The sequence below is a fragment of the Arthrobacter sp. 2MCAF15 genome, assembly GCF_052115605.1.
Lineage (GTDB): Bacteria > Actinomycetota > Actinomycetes > Actinomycetales > Micrococcaceae > Arthrobacter.
The window spans coordinates 1-1,557 of record NZ_JBFRGZ010000054.1 but is presented as its reverse complement, the minus strand read 5'-3'; the positions used below and the strand labels follow the sequence as shown (position 1 = coordinate 1,557).

Sequence of the window (1,557 nt, the reverse complement as noted above, 5' to 3'; positions counted from 1 at the left end):
GAGCGGCTGCTGAAGGAAACCCGCGGCCAGGACCCCGACTTCCGGGACCCGAAGTACTGGCAGGAATGGGTGAACCTGATCGCCCTCGCGGTCAATGAGGAGAACGCCTCCGGCGGCCGCGTGGTCACCGCGCCCACGAACGGCGCCGCGGGCATCATCCCGGCGGTGCTCTACTACGCCCTGCACTTTGCCCCCGGCATGGACAAGGCAACACAACAGGACCGCGACGACGTGGTGGTCAAGTTCCTGCTGACTGCCGGCGCCATCGGCGTGCTGTACAAGGAACAGGCCTCGATCTCCGGCGCCGAGGTCGGCTGCCAGGGCGAGGTGGGTTCGGCGTCCTCGATGGCGGCCGCCGGCCTGGCCGAAGTCATGGGCGGCACGCCCGCGCAGGTGGAAAACGCCGCGGAAATCGCGATGGAGCACAACCTGGGCCTGACCTGCGATCCGATCGGCGGGCTCGTCCAGGTCCCCTGCATCGAGCGCAACGCGATCGCCGCGGCCAAGGCCATCAACGCCGCCAAGATGGCGCTCTGGGGCGACGGCACGCACCGGGTTTCCCTGGACGAGGTCATCGTGACCATGCGGGAAACCGGCCGCGACATGAGCTCCAAATACAAGGAAACGGCCATGGGCGGCCTCGCCGTCAACGTTGACACTGGCACCAGAAGGCCGGAAGATGCTGCGCATTGAGCAGCGAAACGCGGCCACACCGGTGGAACGCAAGCCGGAATGGATCAAGGCCAAGGTCCAGATGGGCCCCGAGTTCGTCCAGCTCAAGAACCTCGTCAAAAAGGAAGGCCTCCACACSGTGTGTGARGAGGCCGGCTGCCCGAACATCTTCGAATGCTGGGAAGACAAGGAAGCCACSTTCCTGATCGGCGGCTCCGAATGCACCCGCCGCTGCGACTTCTGCCAGATCGACACCGGCAAGCCCTCGCCCGTGGACATGTTCGAGCCCACCAAGGTGGCCCGCTCGGTCCAGGCCATGCAGCTGCGCTACGCCACCGTGACCGGKGTGGCCCGCGACGACCTCGCCGACGAGGGTGTGTGGCTCTACGCCGAGACGGTCCGCAAGATCCACGAACTGAACCCGGGCACCGGCGTCGAACTGCTGATCCCGGACTTCTCCGGCAAGCCCGAGCACATCGAGGCCATYTGCGAYTCCAAGCCCGAGGTCTTCGCCCACAACGTCGAGACCGTGCCCCGGATCTTCAAGCGGATCCGCCCGGCCTTCCGCTACGASCGCTCCCTGGACGTCATCACCCAGGGCCGCMAGCTCGGCATGGTGACCAAGTCCAACCTGATCCTGGGCATGGGCGAGACCCGCGAGGAGATCTCCGAAGCACTGCGTGACCTGCACGAGGCCGGCTGCGACCTGATCACCATCACCCAGTACCTCCGCCCCTCCGAGCGCCACCTTCCCGTGGACCGCTGGGTCAAGCCGCAGGAATTCGTGGACCTGCAGAACGAGGCGGACGAGATCGGCTTCCTCGGCGTCATGTCCGGGCCGCTGGTGCGCTCCTCCTACCGCGCCGGCCGGCTCTGGGCCACCGC

2 protein-coding genes are annotated in these 1,557 nt (G+C 66.9%); both read left to right on the top strand.

What is annotated here, in order from left to right; translation table 11 throughout:
• On the top strand, positions 1-693 hold a 693-nt coding region (locus AB4089_RS22930; protein WP_441411564.1), incomplete at its 5' end, for an L-serine ammonia-lyase.
• Positions 653-1,557 (top strand): lipoyl synthase (gene lipA / locus AB4089_RS22925; RefSeq protein WP_441411563.1); only part of this gene is annotated, 905 nt, incomplete at its 3' end. The genes AB4089_RS22930 and lipA, both read left to right, overlap by 41 nt.